Origin of the sequence: Rhodoferax fermentans (assembly GCF_002017865.1) — a bacterium.
GTDB classification, from domain to species: domain Bacteria; phylum Pseudomonadota; class Gammaproteobacteria; order Burkholderiales; family Burkholderiaceae_C; genus Rhodoferax; species Rhodoferax fermentans.
In genome coordinates this window covers 1,468,528-1,490,136 of the sequence record NZ_MTJN01000002.1, presented here as the reverse complement: position 1 = coordinate 1,490,136, position 21,609 = coordinate 1,468,528, and the positions used below count along the sequence as shown (strand labels likewise).

Sequence of the window (21,609 nt, the reverse complement as noted above, 5' to 3'; positions counted from 1 at the left end):
CTGAAGGGGGGACGCACCCTATGGTCTGGCAAAGCCAGTTCCATGGGTGCCCGCACACATCCCCCCTGCTTGGACAAAGACGCATGAATGCCAAGTTGTTGCTGTTAACGCGTCTGCTGGTGTACGGCGTGCTGCTGCTGGCGGCGCTGTTTTTTCTGGCGCCTTTGTATGTGATGCTGGTCACCAGCTTCAAAGATGCCGAGCAAATCCGCGCAGGCAACCTGGTGAGCCTGCCGCAGGCGTTGAACCTGGAGGCCTGGCGGCTGGCCTGGTCCAGCGCCTGCACCGGGGTCGACTGCCGGGGTCTGCAGCCCTATTTTTTGAACTCGGTGACGATGGTGGTGCCTGCGGTGCTGATCTCCACCGCCTGGGGCGCGGTCAACGGGTATGTGCTGAGCCTGTGGCGTTTCAGGGGCTCGGAGTTCCTGTTTGGTTTGTTGCTGTTCGGGGTGTTCATGCCGTTCCAGGTGGTGCTGTTGCCGATGAGCCAGGTGCTGGGGGATCTGGGCCTGTCGAGCTCGGTGTTCGGGCTGGTGCTGGTGCACAGCCTGGCCGGCATGGCGGGCACCACGCTGTTTTTTCGCAACTACTACAGCGCCATTCCGCGTGAGCTGGTCAACGCAGCACGTCTGGACGGTGCGGGTTTCTGGCGCATCTTCTGGCGCATCGTGTTGCCGATGTCAACACCGATTCTGATGGTGACGCTGATCTGGCAGTTCACCAACATCTGGAACGACTTCCTGTTTGGGGTGGCTTTCAGCGGTGCCGACAGCCAGCCGATCACGGTGGGCCTCAACAACCTGGCCAACACCAGCAGCAGCGTCAAGAACTACAACGTGGACATGGCCGCCGCCATCATTGCCGGCCTGCCGACCATGCTGGTGTACGTGCTGGCTGGCCAGTATTTCGTCAAAGGCTTGACGGCTGGTGCCGTCAAAGGATAAGAACATGGCAGCTTCACTCCACATTGCGGGTATTCGCAAGGTGTTCGGCAAAGGTCCCCGCGCGATTGAGGTGCTCAGCCACATCAACATTGATGTGGCGCCGGGCGAGTTTCTGATTCTGGTCGGGCCCTCGGGTTGCGGCAAATCTACCCTGCTCAACATCCTGGCCGGGCTGGAGGCGCCCACCGAAGGGGAGTTGTGGATCGGTGGCAAAAACGTGGTCGACATGCCGCCTGCGCAGCGCGACATCGCCATGGTGTTCCAGAGTTATGCGCTGTACCCGACCATGAATGTGGCGCAGAACATCGGTTTTGCGCTCGAGATGCGCAAGATCCCGCTCGATGTGCGCACCCGCCGTATCCACGAGGTGGCCGCATTGCTGCAGATCGAGCACCTGCTGGAGCGCCGCCCAGCGCAGCTCTCGGGTGGCCAGCGCCAGCGGGTGGCCATGGGCCGGGCGCTGGCGCGTGACCCGCAGCTGTTCCTGTTTGACGAGCCGCTCTCCAACCTGGACGCCAAGTTACGCGTGGAGATGCGTGCCGAGATCAAACGCCTGCACCTGCTCTCAGGCATCACCAGCGTGTATGTGACGCACGACCAGATTGAGGCCATGACGCTGGGCAGCCGCATCGCGGTGTTGAAGGACGGCACGTTGCAGCAGATTGGCACCCCCTACGAGATCTACCGCCAGCCGGTCAACACCTATGTGGCCGGGTTCATTGGTTCACCCACTATGAATTTCATAACTGGTAACGCAAGCGGCATCGGGGCTACAGGCCAATTTTCCTTTGAAGGTGGGGTTTTGCAGCTGCCCGCACCGGTGGCCGGCGCGGTGACCCTGGGCCAGCGCCCGGAGCACATCCACCTGGCTGACGACGCACCCTGGCGCGGTGAGGTCACGCTGGTGGAGCCGACCGGCGCCGACACCTATGTGGTGGTCCAGACCGGTGCCGGGCTGATCAATGTGCGTGTACCGCCGAGCACCCCGGTGGCCGTGGGTGACAACGTGGGCCTGACCATCAGCAGCCGCCACAACAACTGGTTTGATGCCCAGACCGGTGTGCGACTCGGCTGAGGTGAACGCCTGGCCCGCCGCCTGGCTCAGAGCGCGGCGTTGACGGTGGGTGGATGGACGTGGATCTGGCCGCAGATCTGTTCAAACTCGGCAGCACTCACCGGCCTCGAGAAGAAATAACCCTGGCCAAAGTCACACCCCGCAGCGGCCAGCAGCGCACGCTGTTGCTCTGTCTCGATGCCTTCGGCCACCACCTGGATGCCCAGCGCATGCGCCATCGCGATGATGCCCTGGCACAGCGCTAAGTTGGTGGACTGAGGCGCCAGCTGGCGCACAAACGACTGGTCGATCTTGATCACGTCGATGTGGAACTTCTGCAAGTAGGCCAGCGACGAGTAGCCGGTCCCAAAGTCGTCCAGCGAGACCTGGATGCCGTCATCCCCCATGGCCAGCAGTTGCTCGGTCACGCCGGCACTGGTGGACAGCAGCAGGCCTTCGGTGATTTCCACCACGATGCTGTCGCCACCGAGCCCGCGTGCACGCAGCTGTTCGATCCAGGGGGTGGCCAGCGGGTCGGGGTTTTCAAACTGCACCGGTGACTTGTTGATGCTGATCTGGAAGTCCGGGTGCAAGCTGGCACGCCAGGCCTGTACCTGGTCGGCGGCTTGCTGGAACACCCATTCACCCAGCGCCCCGATCAGCCCACTGCTTTCGGCCACCGGGATGAACTCGCCCGGGTTGATCAGGCCGCGTGTCGGGTGTTGCCAGCGCAACAAGGCCTCGGCCTTGTGGATGACCCCCGTGGCCAGGGTCACGATCGGCTGATACACCACCCGGAACTGTTGCTCGACCAGCGCCAAGCGCATGTCCCGGGTGAGCTGGGCCCGCCACTGGGCGGCTTCCTGCAGCGCGGGTGTGAAATAGCTGAAGCGGTTGCGCCCGGCGGCTTTGGCCACATAGAGCGCCTGGTCCGCGTTTTTGAGCAGGCCTTCAATCTCCAGCGCATCATCGGGGTAAACCGTGACACCGATGCTGGCCGAGATGAACACCTGATCCAGCCCGAGCTGGAACACCCCGCCGAGCGAGCCCAGCAGCTTGTGCAGCACCGCTTCCAGGTCAGCCACCTGCGGCAGTTCGGTCACGATCACCATGAATTCGTCACCGCCCATGCGCGCCACGGTGTCAACTTCGCGCAGGCAGTGGCTGATGCGTTGGGCGGCCTCGGTCAGCAGCAGGTCGCCGCGGTCATGGCCCAGGGTGTCGTTGACTTCCTTGAAGCGGTCCAGGTCGATGAACAGCAGCGCCAGTTTCAGCCCATCCCGTCGGCATTTTTTCATCTCTTGTGCCAGGCGTTCACGCATCAAGCGACGGTTGGGCAGGCCGGTCAGCGCGTCAAAGTGGGCCTGTTGCCAGATGGTGGCCTCGGCCGCCTTGCGTTTACTGATGTCGGTGTGGGTGCCGATCATGCGCAAGGCTTTGCCGTTGGCGTCCCGACTGATGACCATGCCGCGTGACAACACCCATTTCCAGCTGCCGTCCTTGCACAACACGCGGTGTTCGTTGCTGTAGGTAGGGGTGAGCCCATCCAGGTGGTCCTGCCGGTCGCGCCGCACCCGCTCCAGGTCGTCGGGATGGGTGTGTCGGTCACGGTCTTCCAGGCTGGCGCGCAGGTCACCCTCCTCAAAACCGTACATGCGCAGCAGACCCGGCGACAGGTACTCTTCACCGGTGGGCACGGTGAGGTCCCACAGCCCGTCGCCGGTGCTCTCCAGCGCCAGGCGCCAGCGTGCTTCGTTGGTCTGCAGGGCTTGCTGGGTGCGCACGTAGTCGGTGACATCGGTGAAGGTGCGCACCATGCCGCCGTCGGGCAACAGCCTGGACCGGACCTCCAGCATGCGGCCTTGGCGTGTCTCGCGCACATAGTGGGCCGGTGGTTCACCCAAGCCATCGCTGCGAACGTAGGCGCGCGCGTTCTCACTCACAAACAGCTCACCTTCGCCAAAGTCCCCGCGGCTGAGCTGGAACGCGCTGAACTGCGTCAAGGTGGGGCGTGCCATCAGCATCTCGGGCGGTACTTCCAGCAACTCACACACCCGTGGGTTGAAGCCGATGATGCGTTTGTCGGCGTCCAGCAGAAAAATGCCCTGGCTGATGTGGTCCAGGGTGGTGCGCAGCAGCCTTGTTGTTTCTTGCAGGTTGGTGTTGAGCTCCATCAGGGCTTGCTCGGCCTCTTTGCGCTGTGTGATGTCGTTGTGGGTGCCGATGATGCGGGTGGGGCGCCCCTGCGCGTCGCGGCTCACCGCAATGCCTGAGGCACCTATCCAGGTCCAGCGTCCATCCTTGCAGCGCAGACGCAGCTCGATCGCATAGTGGCTGCTGCGTCCTTCAAGGTAGTCGGCCATGGCCGTCTGCAAGGCCGGTAGATCCTCTGGATGGACGCGGGAGATGAACGCGTGGTAACTGGCGTCGAGTTCGTGGCCACTGTAGCCCAGCTGCTGCTCCCAGCGCGGTGAATGGTATTGCTCACCGGTGAGCACATTCCAGTCCCAAATGCCGGCCTGCAAGCCCTCCAGCGCCAGTCGCCAGGGGTTGTGGCTGGCCTCGTCACGCACCACGTCCTGCGTGCTCTGTCTGGCCAGAGAGGCGTCATGGAGAAAGGACTTGATGTTGTTCACGGTTCATCGGGTGAGTGTCGAGCCCATTGATGCCGCGACCTGCTGTGATCCGTGCGGCAGTTCAGTATCTCATGACGCCAACCCGCCTACGGTCTCTGAGGGGCACTTGTGCCCTGCGAGAGCGAGGTGCCGTCCGCCGTGTCGAGTCTTGGCAACAACAGTTGCACCCGCAACCCATGGGGTTGTGCCGCCAGCGCCTGGGCGTGGCCACCATGGCGTTGGGTGATCTCTTTCACAATCGCCAGGCCCAGCCCGCAGCCGCCCGGCAACTCGTTGGCGCGCCAGAACCGGTTGAACACCTGCGGCAGGTCTTGCTCGGAGACCCCGGTGCCGTTGTCCTGGACCTCCAGTACCACCTGGTCCGCTTCGGTGCGGGCGCTCAGCGTCACCTCGGTGCCCGGGCCGGCGTAGGTCAGGGCGTTGTCGATCAGGTTGCTCAGGGCTTCGTGCAGCAGCAGGGCTTCACCGTTCACCATCAGGTGGTCCTCCCCCTCATAACCCAGGTCGATGTTGTGTTTGAGCGCACGCGGTGTCCACTCGCGCGCCACCTCCCGCGCCAGCACCGCCACATCCAGCGGCGCCAGCTTGGCCTCGACCTCGTTGCGCGCCAGTGACAGCAACTGGTGCACCAGGTGGGCACTGCGCCGGGCGCCTGACAACACCTTGTTGAGCCGGTCCTGCCGCGCCTGCGGGTCGGTTTCGGTCAGCGCCAGTTCGGTCTGGCTGATCAAACCCGCCAGCGGGGTGCGCAGTTGGTGCGCCGCATCGTTGAGAAAACGTTTTTCCTGGCTCAGGCTGCGCCGTACCGCCGACAGCAGCTGGTTCAGTGCCGTGGCCAGGGCATGGACCTCTTGCGGCGCCTGTGTCAGCTCGATCGGCGACAGCGCGTGCACGCTGAGTGACTGGCGGTCGCCGAGCTGCGCCTGCAGGCGTTTGAGCGGCTGCAGCCCGCGCGAGATACCGGCAAAAACCAGCAAACTCATCAGCGCCACCAGCAGCATCAGTGGTGCCAGCATGTCGGCAATCAGTTCGTTGGTCAGACGTTGTTGCAGGGCCAGGCTTTTGGCCACCTGCACGCGCAGGCGTTGGGGCGCATCGGCCTCGCCGTAGTCCAGCTCCAGCAGGGCCAGGCGCATCGGTTTGCCATCGATGTGGGTGGTGTAGAGCAGGGCGTCACGGCTGTTGGCCGCCACCGTGATGGCGGGGTCGGGCAGCTTGGCGTTGCCCAGCAAAAAATGCCCGGGCGGGCTCGACACCATGTAGCTGACTCGGTCTTGCGGGTCCTGTTCGATGATGTCCTGCGCCGCACGCGGAAAGTCGATCAAGAGCCCGGAGCCAATCGGTTTGACCTGGCGTGCCAGCGAACGCACCGACTGGGTCAGTGACTGGTCGGTGGCTTTTTCGGCGTAACTCAGGGCGATCCGGTAAGCCAGCGCACCACCCACCAGAAACAGCACCAGTTGGGGCAGCAGCAGCCACAGCAGCAACTGGCGTTTGAGTGACAGACCCTGCCCGGCAGGCCTGGCCTCGGTGTTCATTGCGGCGTGGTTTCCAGCATGTAGCCCAGGCCGCGCACATTGCGGATGTTCAGGCCCGAGTCGACCAGCTTGCGGCGCAGGCGGTGGATGTAGACCTCCAGTGCGTTCGAGGCGGAACTCAGGCTGTCGCCGGGTTCGGCCTGCCAGGTTTCCAGCACATCCTCGCGGCTGACCACCCGCCCGGCGTGGGTCACCAGCAGCGACAGCAGGGCCCATTCACGCTGGGTCAGGTCCAGTGGTTCGTCCCCCAGCCAGGCTTGTGGCAGGGTGGCGTCGACCCGCAGGCGCCGGGTGCTCTGGCTGGCCACCTCCAGGCTGCCACCAAAGGCAGGCAGCGCGGCGCGGCGCAGCAGCGCGCCGAGCCGGGCCTGCAGTTCGGCCATGTCGAAGGGTTTGGTCAGGTAGTCGTCGGCACCGGCGTTGAGGCCCTGTACCCGGTCATCGACATCGTCGCGGGCGGTCAGGATCAGCACTGGCAGCGCGGGCAGACGTTTGCGCAACCAGCGCAGCAGTTCCATGCCACTGATCTTGGGCAGGCCCAGATCCAGCACCACACCGTCAAAGCGGTCAGACTCCAGCAGCCGTTGTGCCAACTCACCATCGGCCGCTGTGGTCACTGCATGACCGAGCTGACGAAGCTGGGCGCTTAAACCATCACGCAGCAGTTCGTCGTCTTCAATAATCAGCAAACTTGACATGTTGTAAGCATAACCCAGCGGATTTCGCCCAAGTTTGATCTGTGAGGGATTTCTCGCGAATCTTGCGTCTGTTGGCCCGTCCGCGCGACACCCGCAGCGCCTGACGTGGGTGGTTTCAGCCAGGCAGGGTGGCCTGCACCGCCGCCACCCGGGCCTGGTGCACCATGTCGCCGACTTTTGGCCCACTGGCGCCCATCTCCATGGCCTGTTGGGCGATGGTTTTGGTGTCCACCGCCTGCATCACCGCCAGCACCTGCAGCAGCCGGGGCCGCTGCGGGTAGGGGCTGTCAAGGTGCCCAAGTCGGCCACGTGCATCAGACTCACAGGCCAGCAGCATGTCGGCAAAACGCTGTGGTTTGCGCAAGGCATCACAACGCTCCAGCAGGCGCACCAGGGCGCTGGCGCCAAAGTCGGTGCTGCGGTGGACGTTGCTGTGTTCACGCGCCACCACATCGGCGAGTTCGCGGCATTCGGTGGGCACACGCAGGCGTTCACAGACCCCTTTGAGCAACCGGGCACTGCGCTCTTCATGGCCGATGTGGCGCGGCAACACATCGGCCGGGGTGTTGCCCTTGCCCAGGTCGTGGCACAGGCAGGCAAAACGCACGGCCAGGGGCGCCTGCAGGCGCGCGGCCATGTCCAGCACCATCATCAGGTGCACACCGGTGTCGACCTCGGGGTGGTAGTCGGCGCGCTGGGGCACGCCCCACAGGCGGTCCACCTCGGGCAGCAGGCGCGCCAGTGCGCCGCAGTCGCGTAACACCGCGAACATACGTGAAGGTGTGGCCTCCATCAGCCCGCGCGACAGCTCTTGCCAGATGCGTTCGGGCACGAGGTGATCGACTTCGCCGTCAGTCACCATCTGCTGCATCAGTGCCAGGGTTTCGGGCGCCACCGTGAAGTCGGCAAACCGTGCCGCAAAACGCGCCACCCGCAGGATACGCACCGGGTCTTCGCGAAACGCCGGGCTGACATGGCGAAACAATTTGGCTGCCAGGTCCTGCTGGCCGTGGAACGGGTCAATCAGCGTGCTTTTAGTGTCAAATTGGCCGTTGGCCCTTATTGAATATGGGGAAGTAGCTATGGCATTGATAGTGATGTCACGCCGCGCCAAATCATCTTCCAGAGTCACGTCGGGTGCGGTGTGGAAAACAAAGCCGTGGTAACCGGGCGCGGTTTTGCGCTCGGTGCGCGCCAGCGCGTATTCCTCATGGGTTTGCGGGTGCAGGAACACCGGGAAGTCTTTGCCAACCGGCACATAACCCTGGTCAAGCATCCGCTGCGGCGTGGCGCCCACCACCACCCAGTCGCGGTCACTCACTGGCAAACCCAGCAGCGCATCGCGCACCGCACCACCTACAAGGAAGATTTTCATGGCCGCAGTTTACTGAGCTTAGGGCCACACTGAACAAGTCTCGTCAAACCCGCGCACATGCTGTGCAGATGCCACATGCCCGTCTGCACACATCTGCAGCACATCTCTTTTGCAGAGTATCCAGGTGAGATCGATGGGCGCGGACTACCAATATGCCTCTCAGCAGCAGTACAAATTTGACGCCCCTAGGTGTAAATACTAGTCAAATTTTGCAATAACGTACCTACTTGACCAATTTAAGTATCAAAGCCGCGAGACAGGATCAGTATCGTCACCTGTGTCAGCGCAGATAGCGCGCTGAACAGAGCAAACCACATTTCTCTCAACGGAGCCCCAACCATGAAACTGAAAGTTCGCCTCACACTTGCTGCCTCTCTGGTTCTGTCGCTTTGCGGCATGTCTCATGCAGCCACCGAACTGGTCATCGCCACCGTGAACAACGGCCACATGATCGAAATGCAGAAGCTCAGCAAACATTTTGAGAGTGCCAACCCCGACATCAAACTCAAATGGGTCACGCTCGAAGAAGGCGTGCTGCGTCAGCGCGTGACCACCGACATCGCCACCAAGGGCGGTCAGTTCGACATCATGACCATCGGCATGTACGAGGCGCCGATCTGGGGCAAAAAAGGCTGGTTGCAGGAGCTCAAAACCGATGCCGCCTATGACGTGGACGATTTGCTGCCCGCCATGCGCAACGGCCTGTCGGTGGATGGCAAGCTGTTTGCCGCACCGTTCTATGGTGAAAGCTCAATGCTGATGTACCGCAAGGACCTGGCCGACAAGGCCGGTGTGCAAGTACCTGATCGCCCGACCTGGCCGCAAATCAAAGACCTGGCCGCCAAGATGAACAGCCCCAAGGATGGCGTCTATGGCATCTGCCTGCGTGGCAAGCCGGGCTGGGGTGACAACATGGCCTTTATCACCACCATGGTGAACACCTTTGGTGGCCAGTGGTTCGACATGAGCTGGAAACCCCAGCTGGAAAGCAAACCCTGGAAAGAAGCCATCACCTATTACGTGGACCTGCTGAAAAACTACGGCCCGCCCGGCTCGTCGGCCAACAGCTTCAACGAAATCCTGGCGCTGACCAACGCTGGCAAGTGCGGCATGTGGATTGATGCCACCATTGCCGCCTCGTTTGTCAGCGATCCGAAGCAGTCCAAGGTGGCGGACCAGATGGCCTTTGCCCAGGCTCCCACCATGAACACGCCCAAAGGCGCCAACTGGCTGTGGTCCTGGAACCTGGCGATTCCTGCTGGTTCACAAAAGGTGGACGCCGCTCAGAAGTTCGTGACCTGGGCCACGAGCAAGGAATACATCCAGCTCGTCGCCAAGACCAATGGCTGGGCGAATGTGCCCACCGGCACCCGCAAGAGCACCTACGCCGCGCCTGAGTTCCAAAAAGCAGCCCGTTTTGCCGCCGCCGAAAAGATGGCCATCGACAGCGCCAACCCGACCGATTCAACCCTGCCCAAGAGCCCGTATGTCGGGGTGCAGTTTGCGGCCATCCCTGAATTTCAGGCCATTGGCATTGCTGTCGGTCAACAGATGAGCGCCGCGCTGGCTGGCAAGTCCACGGTGGACGCCGCTTTGAAGGCATCGCAAATCGCTGCCGAGCGTGAAATGAAGAAGGCCGGTTATTACAAATAAATCAGATCAGGACTTGTAAAACTATCAAATCAATAGCTTCTTGCCCTTTATAGAAGAGGGCTTGAAGCCATTTTGATGAGCAAACTGATTCACCAAGGCCTTTGTCCATGAACAGATTCATTCCCCGCATCCTGCTGGCACCTGCTGTGCTCACGCTCTTCCTGTGGATGATCGTGCCACTGGTGATGTCGATCTATTTTTCGGTCATTCGCTACAACCTGATGCAGCCCGATCAGAGCGGCTTCATCGGGCTGGAGAACTTTGAATACTTCATCACCGACCCGTCTTTTGGTACAGCGGTGAGCAACACCTTGCTGCTGCTGGGCTCGGTGATTGTGCTGACCGTGGTGGTTGGCATATTGCTGGCGCTGCTGGTGGATGCGCCGTTTCCGGGGCGCAACATCGTGCGCATCCTGCTGATTTCGCCCTTTTTTGTCATGCCCACAGTCAACGCGCTGCTGTGGAAACACATGATGATGAACCCGATTTATGGCGTGCTGGCGCAAGTCTGGATTTTCTTTGGTGCCACGCCGGTGGATTGGCTGACCGACTGGCCGCTGTGGAGCGTGATCCTGATCGTCACTTGGCAGTGGCTGCCGTTTGCCACACTGATTTTTATCACCGCGCTGCAAAGCATGGATCGCGAGCAGTTAGAGGCCTCGCGCATGGACGGTGCCACCTACCTGCAGCAACTGCGCTACCTCTACATCCCACACCTGGGCCGCTCGATGGCGGTGGTGGTGATGATCGAGATGATCTTTTTGCTCAGCGTGTTTGCCGAGATCTACACCACTACCGGTGGCGGTCCGGGGGACGCCAGCACCAATGTGGCGTTTCTGATCTTCAAGCAGGCGCTGCTGAACTTTGACGCCGGCGTGGCTTCTGCCGGGGCGCTGTTTGCGGTGGTGCTGGCGAATATTGCCGGCATTTTCCTGATCCGCATGGTTGGCAAAAACCTTGACAAATAAGTAGCGCACCATGAACACCCAAAACAAGCTCTTGTTATATGTGCGCACGCTGGCCGCCTGGGGCGTTGCCTTGCTGCTGTTTTTCCCGCTGGGCTGGCTGGTGCTGACCGCGTTCAAGACCGAGTTGCAAGCCATCGCGGTGCCGCCTTTGCTGCTGTTCACGCCCACGCTGGAGAACTTCACGATCGTCGAGGAGCGTAGTGACTATCTGCTGTACGCCCAAAACTCGCTGATCACCAGCGTGGCCTCCACCCTCCTCGGGCTGGCACTGGCGTTTCCAGCCGCGTACTCGATGGCCTTCTTCAAAGGCAAATACACCAAGGACATCCTGATGTGGATGTTGTCCACCAAGATGATGCCCGCCGTGGGCGCGCTGGTGCCGATCTATGTGCTGGCACAGAACTCCGGTTTGCTCGATACCCGCACCGGGCTGACCATCATCTTCACCCTGAGCAACCTGCCCATCATGGTCTGGATGCTGTATTCGCAGTTCAAGGAAATACCGGGCGAGATTCTGGAGGCCGCGCGCATGGACGGCGCCACGCTGTGGCAAGAGTTTCGTATGGTGCTGCTACCGCTCACACTGGGCGGCTTGGCATCAACCGGCTTGTTGTGCCTGGTGCTGAGCTGGAATGAGGCGTTCTGGTCCCTCAACCTCAGCGCAGCCAAGGCAGGCACGCTGGCCACGCTGATTGCCAGTTACTCCAGTCCCGAAGGTCTGTTCTGGGCCAAGCTGTCTGCCGCGTCCTTCATGGCCATCGCACCCATCGTGGTGTTTGGCTGGTTCAGCCAAAAACAACTGGTGCAAGGCTTGACCTTCGGTGCCGTCAAATGATGAACACCCCCAGGTTTGCCCACTCCGTGTGGCCGCTTTCCCCCTTGCAGGGGGCGGCGCCAGCAGCCCGGCAAAGCCGGTTCTGCGGCACCCCTGGTTAGCGGTCGTTGCACTCAACCCTTTGCATATAAATAGATTAGGAGCAATTTGATGGCTTACCTTAGCTTAAGCGGCATCGACAAAGTTTTTGGTCAAGTTCACGTCATCAAGGGCTTGAATTTGGACATTCAAAAGGGTGAATTCGTGGTGTTTGTCGGGCCTTCGGGCTGTGGCAAATCCACGCTCTTGCGCCTGATCGCCGGGCTGGAACAGATCAACGGCGGTACCCTGAAGCTCGATGGCCGTGACATCACCCACCTGCCTTCGAGCAAACGCGACCTGGCCATGGTGTTCCAGAGTTACGCGCTGTACCCGCACATGAGTGTGTTCGAGAACATGAGTTTTGCGCTCAAACTGGCCAAAGCCGACCCCAGCTTGATCAAGGAAAAAGTGGACCGGGCCGCCAAGATTCTGAATCTGACGCAGTACCTGGACCGCACGCCCAAAGAGTTATCCGGTGGCCAGCGCCAGCGCGTTGCCATTGGCCGCGCCATCGTGCGAGCGCCCAAGGTGTTTCTGTTCGACGAACCACTCTCCAACCTGGACGCGGCATTGCGCGGCCAGACCCGCATCGAGATCGCCAAACTGCACCGCGACCTGGGTGCCACCACGATTTATGTGACCCACGACCAGGTCGAAGCCATGACCCTGGCCGACCGCGTGGTGGTGCTGCGCGATGGCGTGATCGAGCAGGTTGGCACACCGCTGGAACTCTATGACCGCCCGGCCAACCAGTTTGTGGCGCAGTTCATTGGCACGCCCCAGATGAACATTGTTCCGGCCTCCCAGTTGCCTGCGCTGCAAACCACCGCAGGTTTGTCCATCGCGTCGGATGGCTTCGTCGGCTTGCGGCCAGAGAACGTGATGCTGCACCCGGCTGGGCAGGGTTTGCTGCATGGCAAGGTCGACTTGGTCGAGGCGCTGGGCGCGGAAACACTGATCTACGTCACCACCACACAAGGTGCCCAACTGGTGTCGCGCCAAAACGAACGCACACCGCTGCGAACGGGTGATGCCGTGGGCATCCAGATCGACACCGACGCGGCCCATGTGTTTGATGCCAACGGGCGCATCACACGCACCGGTCAAACCCATGAAACACCGACCCACTGACTCACCGACCACTGCGTGACATCATGAACCATACACCTCTCCTGAGCGGCCAGGTGGCCGCCGTCACCGGTGCGGCATCGGGCATCGGGTTTGCCTGTGCCCAGGCGATGATCGCTGCTGGCGCACAGGTCGTCCTGGTTGACCGCGATGCACCGGCTCTGGCCAAGGCCCGGGAAACACTGGGCGATTGCGCCCTGCCACTGGTGCTGGACCTGCTGGACCCCGCACAGTGTGCGGCCATGCCAGCGCGCATTCTGGCGCTGACCGGTGGCCGACTCGACATCTTCCACGCCAACGCCGGACTGTATGTGGGTGGTGATCTGATCGACGCGACCGACGACGCGATCGACCGCATGCTCAACCTGAACATCAACGTGGTCATGAAGAACGTACGCGGGGTGCTGCCCCACATGATGGAGAGAGGTGTGGGCGACATCATCGTGACAAGCTCGCTCGCAGCGCATTTCCCCACTCCTTGGGAGCCGGTCTACGCCTCCAGCAAGTGGGCCATTGATTGTTTTGTGCAGACAGTGCGGCGCCAGGTGTTCAAGCACGGCATCCGTGTGGGCGCCATCTCACCAGGACCGGTGATCACCTCGCTGCTGGCCGACTGGCCGGCAGAAAAGCTGGAAGAGGCCAAGGCCAAGGGCAGTTTGCTGGAGGCCGCCGAGGTTGCCAACGTCGTGCTGTTCATGCTCACGCGCCCGCGCGGCATGACGATCCGCGATGTGGTGATGATGCCCACGCAGTTCGACCTCTGAACCGGCCACCCGTATCCCTTTTTATTGACAGTCACACTCTAGAAAGAAGCCACATCATGACGACGATGCTCCACCTGGGTCTAGGTTCATTCCACCGTGCCCACCAGGCCGTCTACCTGCACCAGTTGCGGGAATCCGGCGACCAACGTTGGGCGCTGGCCGGCGGCAATATCCGACCCGACATGCAAGACACCATTGACGCTTTGATTGCCCAGGGGGGGGCCTACACGCTGGAAACCGTGACCCCGCACAACGAGCGCAGCTACACCCGTATCACCGCCATCCAGACCGTGGTGCCTTTTGATCCCGAGCTCTGTGGTCTGGTGCGTATCGGCGCAGACGCGGACACACGCATCATTTCTTTTACCGTGACCGAAGCCGGCTATTACCTCGATGCCAAGTACCAGCTCGATCAGAACTTTGCCGACCTGCGAGCCGATCTGGCTGCGGTCAAGTCAGGCGAACCGGTGTCGACCATCTACGGCGCACTCTGCGTCATCCTGCGCGCCCGCATGCAAGCCAATGCCGGGCCAGTGACACTGCTCAATTGCGACAACCTGCGCCACAACGGCGAACGCTCACGCGGCGGGCTGCTGCAATTCATTGAATTGCTTGGTGACAGCGCCCTGCTGGCCTGGGTGCAGGCCAACACCACCAGCCCCAACGCGATGGTGGACCGCATCACACCACGCCCGACGCCAGAGGTGCGGGCGCGTGTGCTGGCCACCACCGGCGTCGACGACGCTGCGGCGCTGATGGGAGAAAGCTTCATCCAGTGGGTGATTGAAGACAACTTCATCGCCGGTCGCCCCGAGTGGGAAAAGGTCGGGGTGGAGATGGTGACCTCGGTGCAAGCGTATGAAGAAGCCAAGATCCGCCTGCTCAACGCCACCCACAGCTGCATCGCCTGGGCTGGCACGCTGGTCGGTTACACCTACATCCATGAGGGCACGCTTGACCCGGTGATCCGCCAACTGGCCTATGACTACGTCACCGACGACACCATTCCGGTGCTGTTGCCCTGCCCGATTAACCTCGAAAAATACCGTGACGTGGTGTTGGACCGCTTTGGCAACCCGGCCATTGCCGATACCAACCAGCGGGTGGCGATGGACGCGTTCTCGAAGATCCCAGCGATGATTGCACCCACCATCCGCGACCGGCTGGCACGTGGTGAAACCATCCACAGCGTGTCCATGCTGCCTGCACTCTTTTTAGCCTACCTGCAACGCTGGCATGCCGGGCAGATTCCCTACACCTACCAGGACCAGGCCATGGACCCAGCGGCGGCCCATGCGATTTGCGAGTCTGTTGACCCAGTTGCAGCGTACTGTGCCAACACCGTGTTGTGGGGTCCGCTGGCCAATGACGAGCGCCTGGTCCAGGCCATGCGCACCGCGTTTGAACGTGTCAAACTCTTTGTCAAGAACCACCAATCATGACCACGGTGCCAAGCGTCGGCCCGCAGGGCAAACAGACGCTGCGTGTGGATGGTGGTAATGTGATGAGTTGACAAACAAGCACAAAAAGACATGTTCAACCTGCGACGTCAACTCAAGCCAGAGCTGGAGCTCGACCACGTACGCTCCTCGGATTTGGGCTATGAGACACCTGATGAGTCGGGCTTCATCCGCTGCCTGTCCCATGGGTTCCCGACACCGCTGGCGCGATGGCACCACCATGACGAGTATGAACTGCACTTGATCACCACCACCTCTGGCAAGGCGTTCGTCGGCGACTGGATCGGCCACTTCCAGCCGGGGCACGTGGTCTTGACTGGTCCGCGCCTGCCGCACAACTGGGTTAGCGCCGACGTGCCCGATGGCGGCGTTCCACTGCGTGATCTGGTGATCCAGTTTTTGCACGAACCCATTGAAACAGCCAGCAGGCACATCGTCGAACTGCGTGAGGTGATGCCCTTGTTGGAGCGAGCCAAACATGGCATCGAGTTTTTTGGCGTTTTTGCGCAAACGGTCACGTACTGGCAGCGAATCAAAGCCAATCAGGGTTTGGCGCGGTTTGCGGCGTTTTGTGAGCTGATGGGTGAACTCTCACGCTGCACAGATTTCCGGCTGCTGTCCAACACCCAGATGAAGAGCATGGACAGCGACACCCAACTCGACCAGATCAATGCCATTCTCAGCCGCATCAGCGACAACCTGTCCGAACCGATTTCGGCGGCGGACATGGCGCGCGAACTCGACATGAGCGAGAGCAGTTTTTCGCGCTTTTTCCGTCGGGCCACCGGCAACACCTTCACCGATTTTGTCAACCACGTGCGGGTCAGTCGCGCCTGCCAGTTGCTGATGGAGTCTGACCTGCTGATCACCCACATTGGTTACCAGGTGGGCTTCAACAACATCGCCAACTTCAACCGACGTTTTCTGGACATCAAAGGCATGACCCCCAGCGATTACCGTCGCCAGGCGGCCAGCCGTTTTGGCGCCAACGCTACGTCTCGCCACTGACGCCTGCGAGCGAAAAGAGAACAGCAAATAGGAAGGAAAACTACAGCTATTGACGACCGCCAAGACCGCTGGAGCACATAAAACTGGCCTGACTTAGCACAGGGATGGCCAGGGAACGATGACTTCCATGGTTTTCAAGCACTCGTCGCGCCGCGTGGGTTGGCGATCGCTGTCAAAGCTTTGCTGTTCGGCCAGGGCCAGGGTGTGTTGTTTCATCTGCCTCTTCCTGCCAGTGTTGCCATGAACCACGCAAGTCATGGGCCAAGCAGAGACTTGATCAGCCTTGCCCGAGGCGCCGTCAGACAGGGCGATCAGCACTTTAGAATGTTACAAATCCGGCACAAGAACCGGTCAACTTTGTGAAAAAAGTGAGCAGGGTGGATGGTGATGTCGACTTGTCGGTGGAGGCTGTTCTCGCGCAGTGGTTTGTTTCTGTTGGCTGCTGTTTTGCCTTGGTTATCGCAGGCGCAGTCCTTGGCCAAGCCGGAGGGGCCCGTCATCCTGACCATCAGCGGGAACATCACCCACAAAAACTCGGCCAATGCCGCCGTGTTTGACGCGGCCATGGTGGATGCCCTGGCCGTGAGCCAGGTCAAAACGTCCGCATTCTGGCGCAAAGGGCTGCGTACCTTCACCGGGCCTTCCCTCCAATCCGTGCTGGCGCTGGTGGGTGCCAAAGGCCAGTCGCTGAGGTTGATCGCCCTGGACAACTATGAGGTGCGTGTACCCGTTCAGGATGTGACGCAATTCAATCCGGTACTTGCCCGAAAAATTGACGGGGTGAGCTTGAAAGTCAAGGACCAAGGTCCCCTGTTCTTGATCTACCCGTTTGACGATCTGCCAGAGCTCAAAAGTGATGTCTATTACAGCCGATCTGTCTGGCATCTGACACAGATGGTGGTGGAATGAGTTGCCCGGGGCCTTGATGTGAAAGCCTGGTTGCTTGGATGGTTGCGCTGTGAAGGTGATGCTGGTGCGAGCGCCCGGGTAAGGCGCGGGGCCTTGGTGATCTTTTTGCTGATCTTGTTGGGCATTCCCATTTTTGGATGGCTTCAATACCGGCAGGCACACAGCCTGGAGAATTTGACCCGCCCAAGCTTCAGCGGTTTTGAATGGAATGCCTTCAAGCTGGAGCTGCGGGTCTTGTCTTTACGCAGTGCCTTGTTTGAAGCACAGATGCGGCAGGATACGCCGCAACTGATCGAGCAAGTGAGCACCCAGTACAGCCTGTTTTTCGCGCACATGTCATCGATTGACAACGGTGAGAGCCGGGAAGCGATGCAGGACGCGCCCATCTTTCAGACGGTGTTGGCGCAAGCGCATGCCTTTGTCAAACAGGCCGATCCGGTGCTTGAATCGGTGAGCCCAACGCCCGATTACCCAGCCATGCAGCTGCTGTTGGACCAGGTCGACAGTTTGCACGCCAATGTGCATCGCCTCGTCATTGAGGCCCATAGCCGACGTTATTTGCAGTCAAGCCAACTGATCCAAGAGGTGACTGCCCTCGGTAACTACCTTCTTGTGCTGTCGTCCGTTGTGCTTGTGCTGGGGATCGGCTGGGGTGTCTCAGCCATGCGCAACTTGAGCCTGACTTTGCAGCGGCAACAGCAGTTCAAAGAGTTGTACCTGCATTCGAGTTTTCATGCCTCACACGATTTTCTGACCGGCTTGGCCAACCGAAGATTGCTCTACGACCAGTTGCAACACGCGCTGGCCAGCAGCAAGCGGCACAACGCCTATGGTGCGGTCATCTTGATTGATCTCGACAATTTCAAGCCCATCAACGACACCTACGGCCATGATGCCGGGGACATGTTGCTGGTTGAAGTGGCCAAACGGATGAAGAACTGTGTGCGTGATGTGGACACGGTCGCCCGGCTGGGGGGTGACGAGTTTGCGGTCTTGCTCGGGCAGATCAATGGTCCGGCGGAGGATGTGAATGGCACCGTCAGCATGGTCTCGCAGAAGCTGCTTGACGCCTTGTCCGCCCCCTATCTGCTGACCCCGTTGGGTCAGAAAGCCGAGCCAGGCGGGATTCGTCATGTGTGTACGGCCAGCGTGGGTGTTGCGGTGTTTTTCAAGGACGAGCTCAGTGCCGATCAAATTATCAAAGCCGCTGATGCCGCCATGTACCGCGCCAAGCAACTTGGCGGAAACCGCAGTGAACGGGCGACTTAAGCCTGTGGTTTGTTGGCCTGGCTGGCCAAGCGGTAGGGCTCTTCAAAGTCAAGAAAATCCTGCTCCGCGCAGGCACCATCGATCCAGGCCTTGACACCCGGCAGGGCGCAGACACGCTGCACATAGGCGGCGATGTCCTCTGGCAAAGGCAGTCCATAGGTGACAAGCCGGGTGCAGATCGGTGCGAAGTAGGCATCGGCCACCGAGAAGTCACCAAATAGCAGCGGTCCACCGTGTGCCTGCAGCAGCGGCCGCCACATCTCAATCAGGCGCGCCACATCGGCACGCACACCGGGCTGGTCGCGCCAGAGCAGGGCGCCGGTGTCGGGCAGCCGCGCTTCGATGTTCATCGGGCAGTGGTTGCGCAGGCTGGTGAAGCCGCTGTGCATCTCTGCGCAGATGCTGCGCGCACGGGCTCGGGCTGCCTTGTTGGTCGGCCAAAGTTGTTTGTCGGGAAACTGCTCGGCCAGATACTCGGCAATCGCCAGCGTGTCCCACACCACCAGATCCCCGTCCACCAGTACCGGCACCTTGCCGGTGGGTGACACGGGTTTGAGCGCCGCCTTGAACTGCGAGTCGGGCGTGAAGGCGTCAAAACGCACCATCACCTCCTCAAACGGGATGCCCGCCTGCTTGAGCAGCACCCAGGGCCGCATCGACCAGGACGAGTAGTTTTTGTTACCGATATAGAGTTGGATCATGGCAGGTCGCGGTTCTCTGGTGTGCTGATGTCGGCTGGGCCAATGTGCCCCAGCCGTGCCTTGAGGGACTGGGTTTGCCCAGTGATCATGGCCGCGTAAATGGTGGTGTTGGCCAGCACTTTTTTGACGTAATCACGGGTTTCAGTGAACGGGATGTTTTCCGCCCAAATGGCGGCCTCCACTGAGGGGGCGCCGGGTTGGCCACGCCAGACCCGCGGGCGCCCGGGCCCAGCGTTGTAGGCTGCGGCGGCCAGGGGCATGGAGCCCGCAAAATCGTCCAGCACCAGCTTGAGGTAACCGGTGCCAATCGTGATGTTGGTGTCGCGGTCATTGAGCTGCTGGGGTGTGAAGTTGCTCAGGCCAATTTTTTTGGCGGTCCAGCGCGCAGTGGCAGGCATCACCTGCATCAGGCCCGAGGCACCCACGCCCGAACGCGCATCGGTGATGAAGCGGCTTTCCTGACGAATCAAGCCGTAGACATAGGCCGGGTCCAGGCTGATGCTGCGGCTGCGTTCAATCACTGCCTGGCGGTAGGGCATCGGGAAACGCTGCGCCAGATCGATGATGTTGCGCGTGCGTTCACTGGTGTTGATGCAGCGGTCCCATACTGCGTTCTGGCAGGCCAGGTCAGCGGCGGCCAACAGCTCGCGGTCATTCATGCCGCCGGGGGCATGCAAATTGGTGGTGTAGTTCCACTCACGCACACCCTCGCTGCGCAGGCCCAGGGTGATGGCTTTGAGGGCACGCTGCAGCCCTGGGTTAGCCTGCGCCCGGTCTTTTTCCTGCGCGCTCAAAGGTGCGGGTGTGGGTGGTGGTGTGATTGGTTGGCCCAGTTCCTCCAGCGCCAGCAGTGGGTAAAAACCACGCACGCTGGCGATGCCTTGCAGCAGCTGGCGTGCTTGTGTTTGCTCGGCCTGGCTCTGGCCCGGCTGCAACAAGGCGCGGGCGCGCCAGTAAACCCAGGTGGGGTCGCTGGCGGCGTCCGGGCTCATGGCCTTGATGCTCTCCAGCGCGTCATGCCATTGGTGCTGGCGCAAGGCGGCGCGGGTCCGCCAGGCCAGATGTTCGTCACTCATGGCCTCGGGGCTGGCGTGTTGGAAATAGGGCAAGGCGCTGTCAGAGAGTTTTTGTGCTGCCAGTTTGCCAATCGCGCCCCAAGCCCAGGCACGCTGGGCATGGCTGAGGTGTTTGCTCCAGCGTTCTTCCAAGGCCTGAGCCGCGCTGTCAGGTGTACTGTCGGCCCAGCGGATCAGCGCCAGCACCGCCAGCTCCTGATTCAGGCGTTGGTTGGACACCGGGCGTTTGATCAGAACGGTCTCAGGTTTTTTGAGGGCGTCGTTGAGTGCCGCGCTGGCGCCGGGCGCCACGATGGCGACCACCTGGCGTGCCGCATCGAGCTGGCGGGCCTCCACCAGCAGACGTGCCTTGCGCCAGACATCTGCCTCGGACAGCTGGCCTGCGTCAAAGTGGCTTTGTGCCGCCAGGGTGCATCCGTCACCCGCGTCTTTGGCCGCGTACCACTGGGCCTTGACCTCGCTGGCCAGGTCCACCTTGGCCAGGATGTTCTCCATGGCCAGGGTGTAACAGCGCACCTCGCGGTCATCGTTCATGCGGAAGTCGGGCGCCACTTGGGCAAAACGCGACCAGTCACGGCGCTGGCCCAGCAGCAGCAGCCAGTCATTGCGCAAGCGGTCCTCCTGGTAGCTGCCACGGTACTGGGTAAAAAACGCATTCACCTCGTCGGCAGAGGCGCTGTCCAGGCGGGCACGCAAGGCCCAGTAGGCGGCCCAGGGTTCCAGCAGATGGCCCTGGGTCTGGGGTAACAAGGCGGTGAGTCGGGCACTGTCACCCCGTTTAAAAGCCTGCTGCATGTCGAGCACCACGTTGTCGGCCGTGCTCTGGGCATGAAGCATTGGTGCCGCAGCCAATCCGGCGGCACCAATCAATGTCAAAATCATCTTGAACTGCATGTGGAGATTATGAATAACTCTGATGAACAACGTGCGCAGGACAAAAAGGCCTTGCGCAAACAGCTTCTCGAACAACGCCTGCATCTGCCAGACCGCGAACAGCGGGTGGCCCTGTTGCGGCGTGTCATGCGCATCTGGCTGGTGGGTCGCCCCGACACGGTGATTGGTGCCTACTGGCCGATCAAAGGGGAATTCAACCCACTGCCGGCCCTGCACCGCTGGAAAGAAGACGGCGAACTGGTCGAGCGCCCCCAGCTACGCAAGATTGGACTGCCGGTAGTCGACAAAGTTCACAAAACCATGACCTTTCATGCTTGGTACCCGGGCTGCCCGATGGAAGACGACGCCTATGGCATCCCCAAGCCGAAAGACACCGAGGTGATCACCCCCACGCTGCTGTTTGTGGCCTGTGTGGGTTACGCACCCGGTGGTTATCGGCTGGGTTATGGCGGCGGTTTTTATGACCGCATGCTGGCTTCGCTCAACCCTCGCCCGTTCACCGTGGGGCTGGGTTTTGGCACCGACTTTTTGCCCGACTTTGAACCCGAGCCCCACGACATGCCGCTCGACGCGATCCTCAACGACCACGGCGTGGTCTGGCCGGTGTGAGTTGAGTTT

The 21,609-nt window shown here is 61.1% G+C and carries 19 protein-coding genes; 12 read left to right on the top strand and 7 right to left on the bottom strand.

What is annotated here, in order from left to right:
* Positions 1–83: 83 nt before the first annotated feature.
* Positions 84–944, top strand: coding sequence for a carbohydrate ABC transporter permease (locus RF819_RS07145; protein WP_078364345.1), 861 nt, complete (start codon positions 84–86; stop codon positions 942–944).
* Between the two features lie 4 nt (positions 945–948).
* The gene (locus tag RF819_RS07140) at positions 949–2,019 is read left to right on the top strand and encodes an ABC transporter ATP-binding protein (protein ID WP_078364344.1); all 1,071 of its coding nucleotides are present in this window, start codon (positions 949–951) and stop codon (positions 2,017–2,019) included.
* A 26-nt stretch (positions 2,020–2,045) separates the two neighbouring features.
* Here the strand turns inward: RF819_RS07140 and RF819_RS07135 are convergent, their stop codons facing one another.
* From RF819_RS07135 to RF819_RS07120, 4 genes are all read right to left on the bottom strand, one after another.
* A complete protein-coding gene (locus tag RF819_RS07135) occupies positions 2,046–4,634 on the bottom strand; it encodes a sensor domain-containing protein (protein ID WP_078364343.1) in 2,589 nt (862 codons plus the stop codon).
* 86 nt (positions 4,635–4,720) lie between these two features.
* Positions 4,721–6,172, bottom strand: a complete 1,452-nt coding sequence (locus tag RF819_RS07130; protein ID WP_078364342.1) for a sensor histidine kinase — start codon at positions 6,170–6,172, stop codon at positions 4,721–4,723.
* A complete protein-coding gene (locus RF819_RS07125) occupies positions 6,169–6,870 on the bottom strand; it encodes a response regulator (protein WP_078364341.1) in 702 nt (233 codons plus the stop codon). Before RF819_RS07125 ends, RF819_RS07130 begins: the two co-directional genes overlap by 4 nt.
* Before the next feature lie 115 nt (positions 6,871–6,985).
* Complete coding sequence (locus RF819_RS07120; protein WP_078364340.1) at positions 6,986–8,245, bottom strand: multifunctional CCA addition/repair protein; 1,260 nt, start codon at positions 8,243–8,245, stop codon at positions 6,986–6,988.
* A gap of 339 nt (positions 8,246–8,584) precedes the next feature.
* On the opposite strand from RF819_RS07120, the gene RF819_RS07115 reads away from it, so the two are divergent.
* The 7 genes from RF819_RS07115 (at position 8,585) to RF819_RS07085 (ending at position 16,142) form a co-directional block, all read left to right on the top strand.
* The gene (locus RF819_RS07115) at positions 8,585–9,898 is read left to right on the top strand and encodes an ABC transporter substrate-binding protein (protein ID WP_078364339.1); all 1,314 of its coding nucleotides are present in this window, start codon (positions 8,585–8,587) and stop codon (positions 9,896–9,898) included.
* A gap of 107 nt (positions 9,899–10,005) precedes the next feature.
* Entirely contained in the window at positions 10,006–10,866 is an 861-nt protein-coding gene (locus tag RF819_RS07110; RefSeq protein ID WP_078364338.1) for a carbohydrate ABC transporter permease, read from the top strand.
* 10 nt (positions 10,867–10,876) lie between these two features.
* Entirely contained in the window at positions 10,877–11,701 is an 825-nt protein-coding gene (locus RF819_RS07105; protein WP_078364337.1) for a carbohydrate ABC transporter permease, read from the top strand.
* A 150-nt stretch (positions 11,702–11,851) separates the two neighbouring features.
* Complete coding sequence (locus tag RF819_RS07100; RefSeq protein WP_078364336.1) at positions 11,852–12,913, top strand: ABC transporter ATP-binding protein; 1,062 nt, start codon at positions 11,852–11,854, stop codon at positions 12,911–12,913.
* Positions 12,914–12,936: 23 nt separating this feature from the next.
* The gene (locus RF819_RS07095; protein WP_078364335.1) at positions 12,937–13,674 is read left to right on the top strand and encodes an SDR family oxidoreductase; all 738 of its coding nucleotides are present in this window, start codon (positions 12,937–12,939) and stop codon (positions 13,672–13,674) included.
* 56 nt (positions 13,675–13,730) lie between these two features.
* On the top strand, positions 13,731–15,116 hold the full coding sequence (dalD, locus tag RF819_RS07090; RefSeq protein WP_078364334.1) for a D-arabinitol 4-dehydrogenase: 1,386 nt from the start codon (positions 13,731–13,733) through the stop codon (positions 15,114–15,116).
* Positions 15,117–15,206: 90 nt separating this feature from the next.
* Complete coding sequence (locus RF819_RS07085; protein ID WP_078364333.1) at positions 15,207–16,142, top strand: helix-turn-helix domain-containing protein; 936 nt, start codon at positions 15,207–15,209, stop codon at positions 16,140–16,142.
* Between the two features lie 93 nt (positions 16,143–16,235).
* Here RF819_RS07085 and RF819_RS21880 read toward each other — a convergent pair whose 3' ends face one another.
* Positions 16,236–16,358: a hypothetical protein gene (locus RF819_RS21880; RefSeq protein WP_274610620.1), complete on the bottom strand. Its 123-nt coding sequence runs from the start codon at positions 16,356–16,358 to the stop codon at positions 16,236–16,238.
* A gap of 219 nt (positions 16,359–16,577) precedes the next feature.
* Between RF819_RS21880 and RF819_RS07080 the strand changes: the two genes are divergently transcribed.
* A complete protein-coding gene (locus RF819_RS07080; RefSeq protein ID WP_158081245.1) occupies positions 16,578–17,051 on the top strand; it encodes a putative pterin-binding protein in 474 nt (157 codons plus the stop codon).
* A 96-nt stretch (positions 17,052–17,147) separates the two neighbouring features.
* Complete coding sequence (locus RF819_RS07075; protein ID WP_244899944.1) at positions 17,148–18,320, top strand: GGDEF domain-containing protein; 1,173 nt, start codon at positions 17,148–17,150, stop codon at positions 18,318–18,320.
* Here the strand turns inward: RF819_RS07075 and RF819_RS07070 are convergent.
* Together RF819_RS07070 and RF819_RS07065 are read right to left on the bottom strand one after the other, a co-directional pair.
* Positions 18,317–19,021: a glutathione S-transferase family protein gene (locus RF819_RS07070; protein ID WP_078364330.1), complete on the bottom strand. Its 705-nt coding sequence runs from the start codon at positions 19,019–19,021 to the stop codon at positions 18,317–18,319. The genes RF819_RS07075 and RF819_RS07070 overlap by 4 nt on opposite strands.
* Positions 19,018–20,991, bottom strand: a complete 1,974-nt coding sequence (locus RF819_RS07065) for a lytic transglycosylase domain-containing protein (protein WP_078364329.1) — start codon at positions 20,989–20,991, stop codon at positions 19,018–19,020. The genes RF819_RS07070 and RF819_RS07065 overlap by 4 nt, the downstream gene beginning before the upstream one ends.
* A gap of 9 nt (positions 20,992–21,000) precedes the next feature.
* Here RF819_RS07065 and RF819_RS07060 point away from each other — a divergent pair, with 9 nt between their 5' ends.
* The gene (locus tag RF819_RS07060) at positions 21,001–21,600 is read left to right on the top strand and encodes a 5-formyltetrahydrofolate cyclo-ligase (protein WP_078364328.1); all 600 of its coding nucleotides are present in this window, start codon (positions 21,001–21,003) and stop codon (positions 21,598–21,600) included.
* The last annotated feature ends 9 nt before the right edge of the window (positions 21,601–21,609 follow it).